Here is a 17741-nt window from a genome sequence, read left to right on the forward strand (position 1 = left end):
AAGGCAGGCTTGACCGATGACAGGACACCATCTTCTGGTGCATGACGGAACATTCGCCGTCGTCACGGACTCCGGTGACATCACCGGGGCCCGGGACGCCTCACCCCAGGGCCTGTTCTCCCGCGACGCCCGCCACCTCAGCCGCTGGCAGCTCACCCTGGAGGGCCGAGACCCCGAACTGCTCGTCGCCGCGGGCCAGGCCGGACCCGACCGGCCCCTGGCCGCCGTACTCACCCCGCCCGGCACCCAGCACGAGCCCCCGGCCTACACCGTCTTCCGGGAGCAGGCGGTCGCCGACCGGTCGCTCGCCGACCGCATCCGGCTGACCAGCAACCGCCCGCTCCCGACGGTCGCCCGCATCTCCCTGACGGTGGACGCCGACTTCGCCGACCAGTTCGAGCTGCGCACCGACCACCGCACGTACGACAAGACCGACGCCGTCCGCACCACCGAGGCCCTGCCGGACGGCGTCGCCCTCGGATACGAACGCCCCGGCACCGGTGGCGAGCCCGAGTGGCACTCCCGGACCGTGATCACCGCGGTCCCGCCGCCGGACGAGGTCACCCACCCCTCCAGCGGGACGGCACGCACCCTGGAATGGCGTGTGGTCCTTCCGCCGCACGGCAGCGGCGAGATCGTCCTCCAGGCCTGTGCGCTGCCGTCCGGCACGGACAACGAACGGCCGCAGCTGCGGACCCCGGCCGCTGCGGTCGCCGGCCTCGCCCGGGAGAACGCCGCCTTCACCGGCACCGGCCCCCGCCCGCGCGATCTCATCGGCTGGCCCGAACTGGCGCGCGCCTGCGAGCAGGGCCTCGCCGACCTGGCAGGGCTGCGCGTGCCCGCGGCCGGTCCGGACGGGGAAGCGCTGCGGGTGCCCGCGGCCGGAATCCCGTGGTACCTGGCCCTGTTCGGCCGCGACTCCCTGTTCACCTCGCTGTTCACCCTGCCGTACCGGCCCGCCCTGGCCTCGGCCACCCTCTCCGCCCTCGCCGCCGCGCAGGGCACGGGCTACGACGTTCCCCCGGGTCCGGGGCACGGACGCCACCACCGCGACGAGGAGTGCGGCACCCGGCACGAACAGCCCGGCCGCATCCCGCACGAGATCCGCCACGGCGAACTGCCGCACTTCCGCCAGGTCCCGTACGGGCGGTACTACGGCGCGGTCGACTCGACCCCGCTCTTCCTCACCCTCCTGCACACCTACACCGACCGGACGGGCGACGACGCGCTCGCGCACCGTCTTCAGCCGCAGGCGCGGGCCGCTGTCGAGTGGATGTTCCGCGACGGCGGGCTGACCGAGCGCGGCTGGCTCGTCTACGCCGACGCCTCCGGCGGCGCGGGCGGCGACCAGAGCTGGCGGGACTCTCCCGGCGCGATCTGCTTCAGCGACGGGACACCGGCACAGGGGCCCATCGCGATCGCCGGGGCCCAGGGCTACGCGTACGACGCGCTCGTCCGCACCGCCGCCCTCGCCCGCAAGACCTGGGACGACGCGGGGCTCGCGGACCGGCTGGAGGAGGCCGCGGCCGAACTGGGTCACCGCTTCCACCGCGAGTTCTGGATGCCGGAGCACGGCTTCCCCGCCCTCGCCCTCGACGGCAACGGCCGCAGGGTCGACGTCCTGGCCTCGGAGGCCGGTCATCTGCTGTGGTCCGGGATCCTGGATCCCGAGCACGGCGAGAAGGTCGGGCGCCGGCTGCTGGAAGGGGACTTCTTCTCCGGCTGGGGCATCCGGACCCTGGCCTCCGGCCAGGTCCCGTACCACCCGCTGTCCTGGCACCGGGGTTCCATCTGGCCGCACGACAACGCGCTCACCGCGCTCGGTCTCGTCCGCTACGGGCTCACCGAGCAGGCACTCGTGGTGATCCGCGCGCTCGTCGAGGCAGCGGTCGTGCACGACTGGCGGCTGCCGGAACTCATGGCGGGCTACGGGCGGGACGAACACCCGACGCCCGTGCCGTATCCGCACTCCTGCTCACCGCAGGCCTGGGCGGCCGCGACACCGCTGGCCCTGCTCAGCGCGCTGACGCCCGGCCGGACGTGACAGTGCCGGGCCGGGCGCCGTCGTCTCCGGCCCGGAGGTGACGGTGCCCCGCCGGGGAGGGAGGGCGGCGGTGCGCCTCGGCGACGGCAGCGCGCCGCCTCCACCCGCCCCTTCCTCCGGGGTGACGAACGGAACCCCGTGGAGGGGCCGGGTGGCACGGCCGGCACCCTGGGCGCCGACCGGCGGGAGCGCTCACCCGCCGCTGGTGTCGAGCTCCGCCTCAGCGCCCACCGCGGCGCACGCGTACGGATCGTCGAGCCAGCCGTCCGGCAGGACCACGCGGTTCCTGCCGGACGTACGGCCGCGGGGCCCGTCGGCCCCGGCCGGCCAGGGCTGGTCGAGATCCAGTTCGCCGAGCAGCGCGTCCAGTTCGTCGAGGGAGGAGGCCACGGCGAGCTTCTTGCGCATCTCGGAGCCCACGGCGAAGCCCTTGGTGTACCAGGCGACGTGCTTCCGGAAGTCGATGACGCCGCGCGCCTCGTCCTCCAGCCACTCCCCCAGGAGCTGGGCGTGCCGGAGCATGACGACCGCGACCTCCTTCAGCGTCGGCGCCGCGTAGTCGCCCGTGCCGTCGAAAGCGGAGACCAGGTCGCCGAAGAGCCACGGACGGCCGAGGCAGCCGCGCCCCACGACCACCCCGTCGCAGCCGGTCTCGCGCATCATCCGCAGCGCGTCGCCGGCCGACCAGATGTCGCCGTTGCCCAGCACCGGGATCTCCGGCACGGCTTCCTTGAGCCGGGCGATGGCCGACCAGTCGGCGGTACCGCCGTAGTGCTGCGCGGCGGTGCGGCCGTGCAGGGCGATGGCGGTGACGCCCTCCTCGACCGCGGCGCGGCCGGCGTCCAGATACGTCAGGTGGTCGTCGTCGATTCCCTTGCGCATTTTCATGGTCACGGGCAGGCGGCCCGCGTTGCCGACGGCCGCCCGCAGGATCGACCGCAGCAGATTCCGCTTGTACGGGAGGGCGGAGCCGCCGCCCTTGCGGGTGACCTTGGGCACCGGGCAGCCGAAGTTGAGGTCGATGTGATCGGCCAGGTCCTCGTCCGCGATCATGCGGACGGCCCGGCCCACGGTGTCCGGGTCGACGCCGTAGAGCTGGATGGAGCGCGGCTTCTCGGTCCCGTCGAAGTGGATCAGCCGCATGGTCTTGGCGTCCCGCTCGACCAGGGCCCGGGTCGTGATCATCTCGCTGACGAACAGCCCCTTGCCGCGGCTGAATTCGCGGCACAGGGTGCGGAACGGCGCATTGGTGATCCCGGCCATGGGGGCCAGGACCACCGGTGGCTGCACCGTGTGCGGGCCGATGTCCAGCTGGGTCACGGGAAGGCTTCCTTCGGGCGCGTACGAACGGGGGACGACCACCCATTGTCCCGCACGGATGGCGGGGGTCGTCACCCAACGCAGGAGGCGGAGTGCTTGTACGGTTCGAGCATGTCGGAACTCAGCCACCGCCGGCGGCTGCTCGTGCTGGGTATCTGCTGCATGAGCCTGCTGATCGTCAGCCTCGACAACACCGTGCTCAACGTCGCGCTGCCCTCCATGCGCGCGGATCTGAACGCCTCCCTCTCGGGACTGCAGTGGACCATCGACGGCTACACCGTGGTGCTGGCGGCGCTGCTGATGCTCATGGGTTCCACCGCCGACCGGATCGGCCGGCGGAAGGTCTTCCAGGCCGGGCTGGTGCTCTTCACCGTGGGATCGCTGCTGTGCAGCCTCGCGCCGACGCTGGAGTGGCTGGTCGCCTTCCGGATGGTGCAGGCCGTCGGCGGCGCGATGCTCAACCCCGTGGCGATGTCGATCATCACCAATGTCTTCACGGAGCCGCGGGAGCGTGCGCGGGCCATCGGTGTGTGGGGCGGGGTCGTCGGCATCAGCATGGCGGCAGGGCCACTGGTGGGCGGGGTGCTGGTGGAGTCGGTCGGCTGGCGGTCGATCTTCTGGATCAACCTTCCGGTCGGGCTCGCCGCCCTGCTGCTCACCGCGCGGTACGTCCCGGAGTCCCGGGCTCCGAAGCCGCGCCGTGTGGACCTGGTCGGGCAGCTGCTCGTCATCGCGCTGCTGGGCTCGCTGACGTACGCGATCATCGAGGCCCCGGTGGCGGGGCCCGGTTCGCCGCGGATCCTCTCCTGCGCGGGAGTGGCACTCGTGGCCCTGGTGACGCTGGTCCTGTACGAGCCGCGGCGCGAGGAGCCGCTGATCGATCTGCGCTTCTTCGGCAGTGCGCCGTTCAGCGGGGCCACGGTGATAGCGGTGAGCGCTTTCGCCGCGCTGGGTGGCTTCCTCTTCGTCAACACCCTGTATCTGCAGGAGATCCGCGGCCTGTCCGCCCTGGACGCCGGGGTATGGATGCTGCCGATGGCGGCGATGACCGGTGTCTGCGCGCCGCTGTCCGGGCGGCTGGTCGGCAGCCGCGGGCCGCGGTTGCCGCTGCTGATCGCCGGGGTGGCGATGGCGACGAGCGGGGTGCTGTTCGCCGGGTTCGACGCCGAGGCGTCGGTGCCGCTGCTCTTCACCGGCTATGTGCTCTTCGGCCTCGGCTTCGGCATGGTCAACGCCCCGATCACCAACACCGCCGTGTCCGGCATGCCACGCGCCCAGGCGGGCGTGGCCGCCGCCGTGGCGTCCACGAGCCGGCAGGTCGGGGCGACGCTGGGGGTGGCGGTGATCGGGGCCGTGCTGGCGGCGGGTGTGCACGGCTCGGCCGATGTGGAGGGGTTCGCCGCCGCCAGCCGCGGCGCGTGGTGGATCATCGCGGGCTGCGGGGTGTGCGTCCTGCTCGTCGGCGCGGCCACGACCGGCTCCTGGGCGGCTCGTACGACGTCACGCACGGCGGCCCGGCTGGACCCTGAGGCGGCGGGGAACCAGCGGACGGAAGGCGCGCGGGCGTGACCCCGGCGGCTGCGCCTGCTCGGGTGCGGGCAACGGCCCTGGCGCGGCCCGGACGACCTTCCCCGCTCCGGCGGGCGTAGCGGCCGCTGCTCAGGCCGGGGAGGCCGACGCGCCGACCGCGTCCCCGCGCGGATCCATCTCGTCGTCCGCGGCGCGCAGTGCCGCTGCTTCGTCGGCGGCGCTGCGACGGCCCTCCGCCGCGTCCGCCAGGGCGAGCGCGAGGAGCCGTCCGAGCCGCTCGCCGGTCTCGGCGTCCGCGGGCAGGTAGGTCACCAGCCGCGGACCGTGGCGCGGACCGAGCCAGAGGTCGGTGTGCTCGAGGTGCAGCAGCCCGACGTCGGCGTTGCGGAACCGCTTGGTCCGGCTGCCGACCGTGCTCACCACCTCGTGCCGCTCCCACAGCTCCCGGAACTCGGCGGAAGCCTGCTGCAGCCGCTTGAGCATCGCCTTCCAGACCGGTTCGGCGAGATGCTCGGCCATCGAGGCACGGAACTTGGCCGCCATCAGGCGGATCGTCTCGTCCCGGTCCACGAGCGCGGCCTGCCACTCGGGGCTGGTGAAGGCCAGCCACATGCAGTTCCGGTCCCGGTACGGGAGGCTGTCGAGGCCGCAGAGCAGACGGCCGTACGTGCGGTTGTACGCGAGGATGTCGTACCGGCTGTTCTGGACGCAGGCCGGATACGGCTCGAGCTGCTCCAGCATCAGCCGCACGGACGGCGAGACGCCCGTGCACTCGCTGCCCGGGGCCGGGTCCGTGGCTCCGGCGAGGGAGAAGAGATGGCTGCGCTCGCTCGGGTCGAGCTGCAGCGCGCGGGCCAGCGCGTCGAGGACCTGGGCGGAGACGTGGATGTCCCGTGCCTGTTCGAGCCAGGTGTACCAGGTGACGCCGACCGCGGAGAGGTGGGCGACCTCCTCGCGCCGCAGCCCGGGGGTCCGGCGGCGTCGGCCGCGGGGCAGCCCGACCTGCTCGGGGGTGATCCGCTCCCGGCGGCTGCGGAGGAACGCGGCCAGCTCACTGCGGCGTACGGTGTCGGCACCGCGTGCCGCCTCGCCGGTCCCGGACGCCCCGGTCGCCCCATCCGCACCGACGGCGGCGGGGTTCGCTACGGCTGGCGGGACGGCTGAGGAGTGCGTGGCAAGGCTCATGACTCCAGCTTGCTACGGCGCTCAGCCGGTTTCCAGGTAGTGCGGGTACCAGGATAAGGGGACTCTGGTACCCCTCTCAGGGCGCGCGCATCGTCGAGGCGTGACCGAATCGACGACGCGTTCCGACTTCACTCCCCCACCCCCGCCCCCGCTCACCGGATCGGCATCGCGGGCCGAGATCCTCCCGCGCGTCCGGCACCTGGCGACCCGCCCGGGCAGCACGGACGAACGGGCCCGCCCCGGCCGGAACGGCAGTGCGCCCGCGGCCGGCGGCGGCAGTGGGCCCGCGCTCCGCCCGCTCGGGCTCGTCACGGTGCTCCTGGGCGCCGCGCTGCCGCTGATCGACTTCTTCATCGTCAATGTGGCTCTGCCCTCCATCGACCGGGAACTCGGCGCGGGCCCCGCGATGCTGGAACTGGTAGTGGCGGGCTACGGCGTGACGTACGCCGTCCTGCTCGTGCTCGGCGGACGGCTGGGCGACATGTTCGGCCGGCGCAGGCTGTTCCTCTTCGGCATGGCCGCCTTCGCTCTCACCTCGCTGGCGTGCGGTCTCGCGCCGCAGGCCGGGACACTGGTCGCGGCCCGGGTGGCGCAGGGCGCGGCGGCGGCACTGATGCTGCCGCAGGTGCTGGCCACCATCCACGCCACGACCACCGGCCGCCGGCGTGCGCGGGCGATCGGCCTGTACGGGGCGACGGCGGGCCTGTCCATGGTGGCCGGGCAGATCCTCGGCGGCATGCTGGTGTCGGCGGACATCGCGGGCACCGGCTGGCGTTCGGTTTTCCTGGTCAACGTGCCGGTGGCGCTGGCGGGTCCGGCCCTTGCGACCCGTACGGTCCCGGAGACCCGCTCCGAACGGCCCGCGCCCGTCGACCGCGCCGGCACCGTGCTGCTGGCGCTGTCGCTGGTGGCGCTGCTGATGCCGCTGACGGAGGGTCACGCCGCGGGCTGGCCCCTGTGGACGTGGGTCTCGCTGGCCGCCTTCCCGTTCCTCGCGGGCGCGTTCTGGGCGGTGGAGCGGCAGGCGGACCGGCAGGGGCGTACGCCGCTGGTCCCGCCGAGTCTCTTCGCGCTGACCGGGCTGCGCCGGGGCCTGGGGATGGTGCTGCCGTTCTCGATCGGCTTCGGCGGCTTCATGTTCGTGATGGCGGTCGCCCTCCAGCAGGGGCTGAGACAGAGCCCGGTGGACGCGGGGGTCGCGCTGGTGCCGATGGCCGTGACGTTCTTCGCGGCGTCACTGATGGGCCCCCGTCTGGTCGGCCGCTACGGCAGCCGGATCGTGACCGCGGGCGGCCTGGTCCAGGCGGTGGGGTTGGTGCTGCTGGTGACGGCGGTACTGCGGAGCTGGGACGGCCTGGGCTTCTGGCAGTTGCTGCCGGGGATGGCGCTGGCCGGCTTCGGACAGGGGCTGCAACTGCCGGTCCTGTTCCGGATCGTGCTGGCCGATGTGCCGGGTGAACAGGCCGGAGTGGGCAGCGGGGTGATGGTGACCACACAGCAGTCCAGCCTGGCGCTGGGTGTGGCGACGCTCGGCTCGCTGTTTCTGGCCCTGACCGCCTCCACGGGGATGCGGGACGCGCTGGCGGCCACGCTGAGCGTGCAGTTGGGGGCGGTGGCACTGACTGTGCTGATGAGTCTGCGGCTGCCGCGGACGGTGGGCTGACGCGTGGGCGGATGCGCGGCGAGCGGCATGCGCGGCGGCACAACGAACGGTGCCGGGCCCGTGGGAACGGGCCCGGCACCGTGTGTGCGAACGATCTTCCCGCCGAGGCCGGTTGAGCGCGTCAGCAGGTCAGCACGTCAGCGAATCCGCGGACCGGCAAACGCCGTTCAGCAGCCGAGCAGTCGGCCGCCCAGGTACGACTGGACCTGGTCCAGCGACACCCGCTCCTGCTTCATCGTGTCGCGCTCGCGCACCGTCACCGCGTTGTCGTCGAGCGTGTCGAAGTCGACCGTGACGCAGAACGGCGTACCGATCTCGTCCTGGCGGCGGTAGCGGCGGCCGATGGCGCCCGCGTCGTCGAACTCGATGTTCCAGAGCTTGCGCAGGTCCGCCGCCAGCCCCTTCGCCTTCGGCGAGAGCTGCGGGTTGCGGGAGAGCGGCAGTACGGCGACCTTCACCGGCGCCAGGCGCGGGTCGAGCCGCATGACCGTGCGCTTCTCCAACACGCCCTTGGCGTTCGGAGCCTCGTCCTCGTTGTAGGCGTCGAGCATGAAGGCGAGCATGGCCCGGTTCACACCGGCCGCCGGCTCGATGACGTACGGGGTCCAGCGCTCGCCGGCCTCCTGGTCGAAGTACGACAGGTCCTGGCCGGATGCCTTGGAGTGTGCGGTGAGGTCGAAGTCCGTACGGTTCGCGACACCCTCCAGCTCGGAGAACTCGGTGCCGCCGAAGTTGAAGCGGTACTCGATGTCAGCCGTGCGCTTGGAGTAGTGGGAGAGCTTCTCCTTCGGGTGGTCGTACCACCGGATGTTGGCCTCCTGGAGGCCCAGGTCGCGGTACCAGTTCCAGCGCTCCTGCATCCAGTACTCGTGCCACGTCTCGTCCTCGCCCGGCTTGACGAAGAACTCCATCTCCATCTGCTCGAATTCGCGGGTGCGGAAGATGAAGTTGCCCGGCGTGATCTCGTTCCGGAACGACTTGCCCACCTGCGCGATGCCGAACGGCGGCTTCTTGCGCGAAGTCTGCTGCACGGCCGCGAAGTTGGTGAAGATGCCCTGCGCCGTCTCGGGGCGGAGGTAGGCGACCGAGCCGGAGTCCTGCGTCGGGCCGAGGTGCGTGGCGAGCAGGCCGGAGAACTGCTTGGGCTCGGTGAACGCGCCCTTGTTGCCGCAGTGCGGGCAGTTCACATCGGTCAGGCCGTTGGCCGGCAGGTGGCCGTGCTTGGACTCGTACGCCTCCTCCAAGTGGTCCGCGCGGAACCGCTTGTGGCAGGAGGTGCACTCGGTGAGCGGGTCGGTGAAGGTGGCGACGTGGCCTGACGCCTCCCAGACCTCGCGGGCCAGGATCACGGACGAGTCGAGACCGACGACGTCGTCGCGCGAGGTGACCATGGAACGCCACCACTGGCGCTTGATGTTCTCCTTGAGCTCGACGCCCAGCGGCCCGTAGTCCCAGGCGGCTCGCTGACCACCGTAGATCTCACTGCACGGGTAGACGAAGCCACGGCGCTTGCTCAGGCTGACGATGGTGTCGATCTTGTCGGCGGCCACGGTGCTCTCTTCATACGACGAAGCGGTCATGGTGGTTTCCGCCGGGATCCTGCCCAGCGAATACCTCAGATTACCGGCGGGCGCACCCCTCACACCAAATCGGGGGGCACGGAGCTGTGCCCTGGAGAGATGCGGAAATCGCCGGGGGAGCCCGTCTCCGCGCCCTCCTTGTTGACAATCGTTTCCAGTTTTGTTGAAAATGACTGTCATGAACGTACGCCGCCGCCTCATACGCACCAGCGCTGCCGCCGGTGCCGTCGCCTTCGGGCTCGCCACCCTGGCCGGCTGCCCGCCCACGGGCTCCGCGGACGGCCGCAGCGACGACGGCAAGCTGGCCGTGGTGGCGTCGTTCTACCCCATGGAGTTTCTGGTGAGGACGATCGGCGGCAGTCACGTCAGCGTCTCCGACCTCACCGAGCCGGGCGTCGAACCGCACGACCTCGAGGTCAGTCCGCGCCAGACCGCCGAACTGAGCGACGCCGGACTGGTCGTGTACCTGGGCGGCCTGCAGCCCGCGGTGGACGAGGCGATCAAGGTCGCCGAGGTGAAGGACAAGGTCGACGCCGCCGACCTCACCCACCTCGAGAGCCACGGCACCTCGTCCGGCCACGACCACGGCGAGAGCGCGGGCACGGAGCACGATCACGGCGACGAGCACAGCCACGGCGAAGAAGGCCACGCCGAGGAGGACCACGGCGAAGAGGGCCACGACCACGGCGGCGGGAACGCGGCGGCCGACCCGCACGTCTGGCTCGACCCGGCCAAGTACGCGGAGATCGCCCAGGGCGTCGGCGGAGCGCTGGAGAAGGCCGACCCGAAGCACGCCGACGCGTACAGCCGCAACACCGACGCCCTGGTCGCCCGGCTCGGCCGGCTCGACAAGGCGTACAAGGACGGTCTGGCGAACCGCACCACCGACACCTTCATCACCACCCACTCCGCCTTCGGCTACCTCGCCGAGCGCTACGGCCTGCACCAGGAGGGCATCTCGGGCATCGACCCCGAGTCGGAGCCCAGCCCGGCCCGGATGAAGGACCTGCAGGCCCTCGCCAAGAAGGAGAAGGTCAGCACCGTCTTCTTCGAGACGATCGCCAGCGACCGGACCGCGAAGACCCTGGCGGGCGACATCGCGCTGCGCACCGACGTGCTCGATCCGGTCGAAGGCATCACCGACGAGTCCCAGGGCCGTGACTACTTCGAGGTCATGCAGGCCAACCTCAGGAATCTGCAGAAGGCCCTCGCGGCCACGTGACGCACCCTACGGAGGCACGGCACATGGAGCAGCCGGTCATATCCCTCAGCAAGGCCACCGCCTCGCTCGGCGCCCGGCCCGTCCTGCGCGGCATCGACCTGACCGTGGGGCACGGCGAGGTCGTCGCACTGCTGGGCGCCAACGGCTCGGGCAAGTCCACCGCCGTACGGGCCGTGGTCGGGCAGGTGCCGCTCACCGGCGGTGATCTGACCCTCTTCGGCACACCCCTGCGCCGCTTCCGCGACTGGGCGCGCATCGGCTACGTACCGCAGCGCACCACCGCCGCCAGCGGTGTGCCCGCGACCGTGCGCGAGGTCGTCTCGGCGGGACGCCTGGCACGTACGCGGCTGGGCGCGCGCCGCAAGGCCGACCGGGAGGCGGTGCAGCGGGCGCTGGACCTGGTGGGCATGGCCGACCGGGCCAAGGACTCCGTGAACGCCCTGTCCGGCGGCCAGCACCAGCGGGTGCTCATAGCCCGCGCCCTCGCCACCGAGCCCGACCTGCTGATCATGGACGAGCCGATGGCGGGGGTGGACCACGAGAGCCAGCAGGTACTGGCGGACACTCTGCGCGAGCAGGTCGCCGCAGGCGCCACGGTGCTCGTCGTCCTCCACGAACTCGGGCCGTTGGAGCCGCTCATCGACCGTGCCGTGGTGCTGCGCGACGGCTGTGTGGTCCACGACGGGCCGCCGCCCGAGGCGGTGGGCCAGCACGCGCTCCCCGGCCACGACCACGTCCACCCGCACGCGGGCGAGGCCGCCGAACCGATCAGAACGGGACTGCTGACGTGATCGACATCCTCGGCTACGCATTCATGCAGCGGGCGCTTCTGGCCGCAGTCCTCGTCGGCATCACCGCGCCCGCCGTCGGCATCTACCTCGTCCAGCGCCGGCAGGCGATCATGGGCGACGGGATCGGGCACGTCGCCCTGACCGGCGTCGCGCTCGGCTTCCTCACCGGGACGAACCCGATCTGGACCGCCATCGGCGTGACCGTGCTCGGCGCCGTTCTGATGGAGCTGATCCGCTGGTACGGCAAGGCGCGCGGTGATCTCGCCCTCGCGATGCTCTTCTACGGCGGGATGGCGGGCGGCGTCCTGCTGATCAACCTGGCGCCGAACGGCTCCAACGCCAACCTCACCACCTTCCTGTGGGGTTCGATCACCACGGTCTCGGCCGAGGACCTGACGGCGATCTGCGTCCTGGCGGCCTTCGTCGCGGCGGTCGCGCTGGGCCTGCGGCGCCAGCTCTTCGCCGTCTGCCAGGACGAGGAGTTCGCCCGCGTCACCGGGCTCCCCGTACGGCTGCTGAACCTGCTCCTGGCCGTCACCGCGGCCCTCACGGTCACCGTGGCCATGCGGGTCGTAGGGCTGCTGCTGGTCAGCGCGCTGATGGTGGTGCCGGTCGCCGCCGCGCAGCAGGCCACCCGCAGCTTCGCCATGACGCTGGTGGCCGCGATCGGCATCGGCGTCGCCGTCAGCCTGTCCGGCACGGTGTACTCCTTTTACGTGGACGTGCCGCCCGGCGCGAGCATCGTCGTCCTGGCCATCGCCGTCTTCGCGGTGATCACCGCGCTCGCGGCCCCTCTGGCGAAACGGCGGGCCCGCAGGGCCGCCGCGGCGTACGACGAAGAGTGCACCCTGGAAGCAGGGGGCACGAATCCGCCCGGGGACGACGTGAAGGTGTAGGCCCTGTCCCGCTCGCAAGCTGGCACAATGGCCAGTCGTACGAGTGGACGGCGAGCAGAGGAGGCAACGGTGGCGACCGCGGGGAGCAGTGGAACGAGCACACCCCCGCCGGTGCGTGGCCGGTCGACCCGGCAGCGCGCCGCGGTGGCGGCGGCCCTCGACGAGGTCACCGAGTTCCGCAGCGCCCAGGAGCTGCACGACATGCTCAAGCATCGCGGCGACTCCGTCGGCCTGACCACCGTCTACCGCACGCTGCAGTCGCTCGCGGACGCGGGCGAGGTCGACGTCCTGCGGACGAGCGACGGCGAGGCCGTATACCGCCGCTGCAGCACCGACGACCACCACCACCATCTGGTGTGCCGCAGCTGCGGCAAGGCGGTGGAGGTGGAGGGCCCCGCCGTGGAGAAGTGGGCCGACCAGATCGCGGCGGACAACGGCTTCGTGGACGTGGCGCACACGATCGAGATCTTCGGTACGTGCGGTGCCTGTGCGGCCAAGGCCGCGCGGGCGTAGGTCTCGGCTCTCGCCGGGTGGAGCGAGCACATCGAGAGCCACCCGTCCGCGGTGCACAACCAGCCGTGGCCGGTGGGTGGTTCAGGTTCACCCTCGGCGCCCCGGCCTTCATGGCCCGGCCGGGCGCACGACCAGGCGGCTGTACGTGCCGAGGGGATTGCTGAACAGTTCCGCCGGCAGCCCCATGGACCTGAGCGCCGTCGCGGCGGGCGGGGTTGCTCGCGGCATGCGGCGAGCAACCCACGCCCCCGAGTGACCGCCGAGCCGCACACCTCGTCAGCCCCGCGCCACCGGGCCGTGCACCCACGGCCCAGCAGGCCGCTCGCCGCGGTCAGGCCGACGCTGTGCCCGGCTCGGTGGGCGGCTCTTCGTTGGGGAGCGCGCCGCCGAAGCGGCGGTCGCGCTGCGCGTACTCCAGGCACGCGCGCCACAGGTCGCGCCGGTCGAAGTCGGGCCACAGCACGTCCTGGAAGATCATCTCCGCGTACGAGCTCTGCCATATCAGGTAGTTGGACGTCCGCTGCTCGCCGCTCGGGCGCAGGAAGAGATCCACATCCGGCATGTCCGGGTAGTACAGATATTTCGCGAACGTCTTCTCATTGACCTTGGACGGATCCAGCTTTCCGGCCTTCACATCGGCCGCCAGCTTCGCCGCCGCGTCGGCGATCTCCGCGCGGCCGCCGTAGTTGACGCAGAAGTACAGCGTCATCGCGTCGTTGTCCTTGGTCTGCTCCTGGGCGACCTGGAGCTCCTGGACGACCGACTTCCACAGCTTCGGCATCCGGCCGACCCAGCGGATGCGGATGCCCAGCGCGTCCATCTCGTCGCGGCGGCGGCGGATGACGTCGCGGTTGAAGTTCATCAGGAAGCGCACCTCGTCGGGCGAGCGCTTCCAGTTCTCGGTGGAGAAGGCGTACAGCGAGAGGTTCTTGACCCCCATCTCCAGGCAGCCCTTGAGGACGTCGAGGACGACGGACTCGCCCACCCGGTGCCCCTCGGTGCGCGGCAGGCCGCGCTCCTTCGCCCAGCGGCCGTTGCCGTCCATGACGCACGCCACGTGGTTGGGGACCAACTCGCCGGGGATCTTCGGCGGGCGCGCACCGGACGGGTGCGGCTCGGGCGCCTGGTAGGTGCGGCGGGTACGGCCCAGAATCCCGCGTCGTGCCATGCGGTTCACGTCTCCCATATCTGTGGTTCTCTGCGCTTCCTACGTCTTCTCTACGTACCGGAGCGACCGCAGACCCCGCTCCAAGTGCCAGTGCAGGTACGCCGCCACGAGCCCGCTGCCCTCCCGTACATGGCGCGCCTCGCACGCGTCCGCCGTCTCCCAGTCGCCGGTCAGCAGCGCACCGAGCAGGGTCAGCGACTCCGCCGAGGGTACGACGCTTCCCGGCACGCGGCAGTCCGCGCACACGACGCCTCCCGCGGCGACCGAGAAGAACCGGTTGGGCCCCGGTATGCCGCAGCGCGCGCAGGCGTCGAAGCTCGGCGCGTATCCACCGACGGCGAGGGAGCGCAGCAGGAACGCGTCGAGCACGAGATGCGGGGCGTGCTCGCCGGCGGCGAGTGTCCGCAGGCCCCCGACCAGCAGCAGGTACTGCTGCACGGCGGGCTCGCCCTCGTGGTCGGTGAACCGCTCCGCGGTCTCGAGCATGGCGGTGCCGGCGGTGTACCGGGCGTAGTCGGTGACGATGCGAGCACCGTACGGAGCGATGATCTCGCTCTGCGTGCACAGCGGCAGCCCGCGGCCGACGAGTTCGCTGCCGCGCGAGAAGAACTGCACATCGACATGGGAGAACGGCTCCAGCCGCGCCCCGAACTTCGACTTGGTGCGCCGGACTCCGCGGGCGACGGCCCGGACGCGTCCGTGGCCGCGGGTGAGCAGCGTGATGATCCGGTCCGCCTCACCCAGCTTCTGGGTGCGCAGCACGATGCCGTCGTCGCGGAACAGACTCATGCGGCCATTGTCCCGTACGGAGGGCCAGGGAGGGGCCCAAGGGGCTCACACGGAACCCTCGCGGGCGACAGCGTCCGCGGAAGGTACGGCGCATCCGCGGCCCGGGTGCGGCGGGGAAGGAGTCATACGGCGGAAGGGCAGAGCGGGCCGGCGCCGTCAGGACGGCATGCGCGCCGCGGCCGCAAGCAGCCGCTCGGTGTCCTGTTCGCCGATCAGCAGGGCGCGGCCGACGGCGGCCAGGGCTTCGCGCTCGGCCGGGTTGTACGGGCCGTCGGCAAGGGCGATACGAGCGCCCTGCAGCAGGATGCCCTCGCGACCGGCGGGGGCGAGATGCGGGGCCAGGGGTTCGAGGGCCTCGTGGAGTTCGATGGCGAGGGCGGTGCCTCCGTCGCCGCCGTCCTCGTACCGGTCCGGGAGCCGGCCGGTGTCGGCCGCCAGCGCCTCGACGAGGGTGAGGAGCTGCTCGCCCGTGCAGTCCTCGAAGCCGGCGCCGCGGACCGCGTCCACCGCCGCCTCACGGACCGTGGGGTCCTCCGCTCCGCCCGCCGCGAGCACGGCGAGGGCCACGGTGTGCACCGCGTCGCGGAGCATGACCGAGAAGCGGTGGGTGGTGGGGTGGTCGAGCACGTCCGCGCCGAACCGGGTGCGGCACGAGGAGCATTCGACGACCGGGGCCGCGGATCCGCGCGGAAGAAGCGGCATGCCGAGCACAGCGAGGCGACGGCGGCCCGTCCGGCGGCGGTAGTTGCGGTCGCCGCCGCAATCGGGACAGAAGAACTCACCGTCTCCGACCGTGTGCCAGGTCGTGCGCACACCCCACACGCGCTGCATAAGCGCACCTTCTCCGCATAGGCCCAAGAGTTCCCGAATCCCGATCGCCACAGACCGCCGCGACTCGGTGACTCTTCGGCAACGGCGCCGTGTTGGAGGTGATGTTAACCACATCGCCGAGGTGACGTCAGCACCTCGCACGGAGGGATGGCGGGAAACGGTGGCCGCGGCGCCCGCCCCGCGCGAGGTGCGCGGGGCGGGCGCAGCAGGTCAGGCGCGCGCCGGCACGTTCAGGCGTGCCCGCGGGTGTTTTCCGGCACACGGCCGGCCACACACGCTCAGGCGCCTACGGCGTCGGCGACCCGATGCGGCCTCCACGACCGGATGCGGCGTACGCCGTCGGACGCGGCGGGCACGACCGGACCCGCGCTGCGGACACGACCGGACGCGGCGTACGCGGTCAGGCGCGGGCCGCGCGGTTGACCGCGGAGACCACGGCCTTGAGCGACGCACGGGTGGTGTTGGGGTCGATACCGATCCCCCACAGCACCTTTCCGTCGATGGCGCACTCGATGTACGAGGCGGCCTGGGCGCTCGCGCCCTCGCTCATCGTGTGCTCCTGGTAGTCCAGGAGCCGGGCGTCGACGCCGACGTGGGCCAGGGCGTCGAAGAACGCCGAGATCGGGCCGTTGCCCGTGCCGTTCAGGACGGTGTCCTCGCCGTTGACGACGGCCTCGACGGTGAGGGTGTCGATGCCGTCCTTGTCGGTCGTCGCCTGCCCGGCACGCAACTGGAGCCGGCCCCACGGATTGTCCGGATTGGGCAGGTATTCGTCCTGGAAGACCGCCCAGATCTCCTGCGGCGTGATCTCGCCGCCCTCCGCATGGGTCTTCGCCTGGATGATCTTCGAGAACTCGATCTGCATCCGGCGCGGCAGGTCCAGCTTGTGGTCGTTCTTCAGGACGTAGGCCACTCCGCCCTTGCCGGACTGCGAGTTGACGCGGATCACGGCCTCGTAGGACCGGCCGACGTCCTTCGGATCGATCGGCAGGTACGGCACGGCCCACTCGATGTCGTCGACCGTCACGCCCTGTTCGGCCGCGGTCGCGTCCATCACCTCGAAGCCCTTCTTGATGGCGTCCTGGTGGGAGCCGGAGAAGGACGTGTAGACCAGGTCGCCCGCGTAGGGGTGGCGCGGGTGGATGGTCATCTGGTTGCAGTACTCGGCGGTGCGACGGATCTCGTCGATCTCCGAGAAGTCGATCTGCGGGTCGATGCCCTGGGAGAACAGGTTCATCCCCAGCGTGACCAGGTCGACGTTGCCGGTCCTCTCGCCCTGGCCGAACAGGCAGCCCTCGATGCGGTCCGCGCCCGCCATGACGGCCAGTTCGGCGGCGGCGACGGCCGTGCCGCGGTCGTTGTGCGGGTGCACCGACAAGCAGACGTGCTCGCGCCGCGACAGGTGGCGCGACATCCACTCGAAGCGGTCGGCGTGCGTGCTCGGCGTCGAACGCTCCACGGTGGCGGGCAGGTTGAGGATGATCTCGCGGCCGGGCTCGGGCTGCCAGACGTCCATGACGCCCTCGCAGACCTCCAGGGCGAAGTCCAGCTCGGTGTCGGTGAAGATCTCCGGGCTGTACTGGTAGCCGAAGGCCGTACGGTCGTCGAGCAGCTTCTCGGCGTACTCCATCACCAGCCGGGTGCCGTCGGTGGCGATGGCCTTGACCTGCTCGCGGGTGCCGCGGAAGACGACGCGGCGGAAGGTCGGGGCGGTGGCGTTGTAGAGGTGAACGGTGGCCCGGTGCGCACCCTTCAGCGATTCGACGGTGCGCTCGATCAGCTCTTCACGGGCCTGGGTGAGGACGGAGATCGTCACGTCCTCCGGGATCGCGTCCTCCTCGATGATCGAGCGGACGAAGTCGAAGTCCGTCTGCCCCGAGGAGGGGAAGCCGACCTCGATCTCCTTGTAGCCCATCCGTACCAGGAGATCGAACATCGCGCGCTTACGGGCTGGCGACATCGGGTCGATCAGCGCCTGGTTGCCGTCCCGCAGGTCGGTGGAGAGCCATCGCGGGGCCTGCGTGATGCGGCGGTCGGGCCAGGTGCGGTCCGGGATGTCCACGGCCTCGTAGGGCCCGTACTTGTGGACCGGCATGCCGGAGGGCTTCTGGGTCACGGTCGCGGCCGTGACCGGAGTGGGGCGGCCTACGGAATTCCCGGACGCGGAATGCGGGGAGGTCGTCATGGGGGCTGGGCTCCTGTCGAATGG

The 17741-nt window shown here is 71.6% G+C and carries 14 protein-coding genes; 7 read left to right on the forward strand and 7 right to left on the reverse strand.

Annotation, left to right across the window (positions count from 1 at the left end; all coding sequences use genetic code 11):
* The first annotated feature begins 16 nt into the window (after positions 1 to 16).
* The gene (locus tag ACGFNH_RS03390; RefSeq protein WP_393651273.1) at positions 17 to 2044 is read left to right on the forward strand and encodes a glycogen debranching N-terminal domain-containing protein; all 2028 of its coding nucleotides are present in this window, start codon (positions 17 to 19) and stop codon (positions 2042 to 2044) included.
* A gap of 192 nt (positions 2045 to 2236) precedes the next feature.
* On the opposite strand, the gene dusB is transcribed toward ACGFNH_RS03390, so the two are convergent.
* A complete protein-coding gene (gene dusB, locus ACGFNH_RS03395; RefSeq protein WP_393651274.1) occupies positions 2237 to 3364 on the reverse strand; it encodes a tRNA dihydrouridine synthase DusB in 1128 nt (375 codons plus the stop codon).
* A 111-nt stretch (positions 3365 to 3475) separates the two neighbouring features.
* On the opposite strand from dusB, the gene ACGFNH_RS03400 reads away from it, so the two are divergent.
* Positions 3476 to 4933, forward strand: a complete 1458-nt coding sequence (locus tag ACGFNH_RS03400; RefSeq protein ID WP_393651275.1) for an MFS transporter — start codon at positions 3476 to 3478, stop codon at positions 4931 to 4933.
* A 90-nt stretch (positions 4934 to 5023) separates the two neighbouring features.
* Here ACGFNH_RS03400 and ACGFNH_RS03405 read toward each other — a convergent pair whose 3' ends face one another.
* Positions 5024 to 6079: a helix-turn-helix transcriptional regulator gene (locus ACGFNH_RS03405; RefSeq protein WP_393651276.1), complete on the reverse strand. Its 1056-nt coding sequence runs from the start codon at positions 6077 to 6079 to the stop codon at positions 5024 to 5026.
* A gap of 313 nt (positions 6080 to 6392) precedes the next feature.
* Here ACGFNH_RS03405 and ACGFNH_RS03410 point away from each other — a divergent pair, with 313 nt between their 5' ends.
* Entirely contained in the window at positions 6393 to 7742 is a 1350-nt protein-coding gene (locus tag ACGFNH_RS03410) for an MFS transporter (RefSeq protein WP_393651493.1), read from the forward strand.
* Positions 7743 to 7909: 167 nt separating this feature from the next.
* On the opposite strand, the gene ACGFNH_RS03415 is transcribed toward ACGFNH_RS03410, so the two are convergent.
* A complete protein-coding gene (locus ACGFNH_RS03415) occupies positions 7910 to 9292 on the reverse strand; it encodes a glycine--tRNA ligase (protein ID WP_393651494.1) in 1383 nt (460 codons plus the stop codon).
* 208 nt (positions 9293 to 9500) lie between these two features.
* On the opposite strand from ACGFNH_RS03415, the gene ACGFNH_RS03420 reads away from it, so the two are divergent.
* The 4 genes from ACGFNH_RS03420 to ACGFNH_RS03435 all read left to right on the forward strand — a co-directional run bounded on the left by ACGFNH_RS03420 (position 9501) and on the right by ACGFNH_RS03435 (position 12744).
* Positions 9501 to 10544 (forward strand): metal ABC transporter substrate-binding protein, encoded by a 1044-nt coding sequence (locus ACGFNH_RS03420; RefSeq protein WP_393651277.1) that lies wholly within the window; start codon positions 9501 to 9503, stop codon positions 10542 to 10544.
* A 23-nt stretch (positions 10545 to 10567) separates the two neighbouring features.
* Positions 10568 to 11335, forward strand: coding sequence for a metal ABC transporter ATP-binding protein (locus ACGFNH_RS03425; RefSeq protein ID WP_393651278.1), 768 nt, complete (start codon positions 10568 to 10570; stop codon positions 11333 to 11335).
* Positions 11332 to 12231, forward strand: coding sequence for a metal ABC transporter permease (locus ACGFNH_RS03430; protein WP_393651279.1), 900 nt, complete (start codon positions 11332 to 11334; stop codon positions 12229 to 12231). Before ACGFNH_RS03425 ends, ACGFNH_RS03430 begins: the two co-directional genes overlap by 4 nt.
* A 69-nt stretch (positions 12232 to 12300) precedes the next feature.
* Positions 12301 to 12744 carry a Fur family transcriptional regulator gene (locus tag ACGFNH_RS03435; protein WP_393651280.1) on the forward strand — a complete coding sequence of 148 codons (444 nt, stop codon included), beginning with the start codon at positions 12301 to 12303 and terminating at the stop codon, positions 12742 to 12744.
* A gap of 331 nt (positions 12745 to 13075) precedes the next feature.
* Here ACGFNH_RS03435 and ACGFNH_RS03440 read toward each other — a convergent pair whose 3' ends face one another.
* The 4 genes from ACGFNH_RS03440 to leuA form a co-directional block, all read right to left on the reverse strand.
* Positions 13076 to 13912, reverse strand: a complete 837-nt coding sequence (locus ACGFNH_RS03440; RefSeq protein WP_393651281.1) for an isoprenyl transferase — start codon at positions 13910 to 13912, stop codon at positions 13076 to 13078.
* Positions 13913 to 13951: 39 nt separating this feature from the next.
* Positions 13952 to 14701, reverse strand: a complete 750-nt coding sequence (gene recO / locus ACGFNH_RS03445; RefSeq protein WP_393651282.1) for a DNA repair protein RecO — start codon at positions 14699 to 14701, stop codon at positions 13952 to 13954.
* Between the two features lie 156 nt (positions 14702 to 14857).
* A complete protein-coding gene (locus ACGFNH_RS03450) occupies positions 14858 to 15532 on the reverse strand; it encodes a TerB family tellurite resistance protein (protein ID WP_393651283.1) in 675 nt (224 codons plus the stop codon).
* 400 nt (positions 15533 to 15932) lie between these two features.
* Positions 15933 to 17717 (reverse strand): 2-isopropylmalate synthase, encoded by a 1785-nt coding sequence (leuA, locus tag ACGFNH_RS03455; RefSeq protein WP_393651284.1) that lies wholly within the window; start codon positions 17715 to 17717, stop codon positions 15933 to 15935.
* Positions 17718 to 17741: the final 24 nt, after the last annotated feature.

The sequence above is a fragment of the Streptomyces sp. NPDC048639 genome (assembly GCF_043199075.1).
GTDB lineage: Bacteria > Actinomycetota > Actinomycetes > Streptomycetales > Streptomycetaceae > Streptomyces.

Coding starts and splice junctions, on each gene's coding strand:
- leuA (WP_393651284.1), bottom strand. CDS start 17,717: ATGACGACCTCCCCGCATTCCGCGTCCGGGAATTCCGTAGGCCGCCCC.
- ACGFNH_RS03420 (WP_393651277.1), top strand. CDS start 9,501: ATGAACGTACGCCGCCGCCTCATACGCACCAGCGCTGCCGCCGGTGCC.
- ACGFNH_RS03390 (WP_393651273.1), top strand. CDS start 17: ATGACAGGACACCATCTTCTGGTGCATGACGGAACATTCGCCGTCGTC.
- ACGFNH_RS03405 (WP_393651276.1), bottom strand. CDS start 6,079: ATGAGCCTTGCCACGCACTCCTCAGCCGTCCCGCCAGCCGTAGCGAAC.
- ACGFNH_RS03400 (WP_393651275.1), top strand. CDS start 3,476: ATGTCGGAACTCAGCCACCGCCGGCGGCTGCTCGTGCTGGGTATCTGC.
- recO (WP_393651282.1), bottom strand. CDS start 14,701: ATGAGTCTGTTCCGCGACGACGGCATCGTGCTGCGCACCCAGAAGCTG.
- ACGFNH_RS03440 (WP_393651281.1), bottom strand. CDS start 13,912: ATGGCACGACGCGGGATTCTGGGCCGTACCCGCCGCACCTACCAGGCG.
- ACGFNH_RS03425 (WP_393651278.1), top strand. CDS start 10,568: ATGGAGCAGCCGGTCATATCCCTCAGCAAGGCCACCGCCTCGCTCGGC.
- ACGFNH_RS03450 (WP_393651283.1), bottom strand. CDS start 15,532: ATGCAGCGCGTGTGGGGTGTGCGCACGACCTGGCACACGGTCGGAGAC.